The sequence below is a fragment of the Streptomyces doebereineriae genome (assembly GCF_031845645.1).
GTDB classification, from domain to species: domain Bacteria; phylum Actinomycetota; class Actinomycetes; order Streptomycetales; family Streptomycetaceae; genus Streptomyces; species Streptomyces canus.
Map to the genome: position 1 here is coordinate 1 of NZ_JAVREZ010000586.1, position 389 is coordinate 389.

At 64.5% G+C, this 389-nt stretch carries 1 protein-coding gene; it reads left to right on the plus strand.

All coding sequences use genetic code 11. The features are described from left to right. Nucleotides 1-200 precede the first annotated feature (200 nt). Nucleotides 201-389, plus strand: a 189-nt coding sequence (locus tag RNB18_RS53380) for a hypothetical protein (RefSeq protein ID WP_311721229.1), incomplete at its 3' end; no start/stop codon positions are given.

The window sequence follows — 389 nt, forward strand, 5'->3', positions numbered from 1 at the left end:
TCATTGTCTCGGTCGCGAGCGACGGTGTCCTCTGTTTCAGCGCAGAGCCCCGAGGGGGCCGGCGTGGGACAGGCGGGCGTGTGATCACCGCGATCACACCAGGCGAAGCCGTGGACATCGAACCGCCCGAAGCAGGCTGGCCCGAGGCATGATCTACCAGGAGGGCGTGTCAGGCGCCCATGAACCTGGGGAGGGTCCACATGGCGGAAAGTCCCGGTGTCTACCGGTGGCCGACGTACTTTCACGAAGCGAAGTCTTCTGACGTCCTGTACATGCAGGAGAACGGTCTGCTCGACCTTCCCGTCGGGGCAGGGGTCCTGCTGGGCGGTGGCGAGCGCTTCCGGGTGGTAGACACCTGGTTCAGCTATGACAACCACGGCGTCTTCAAC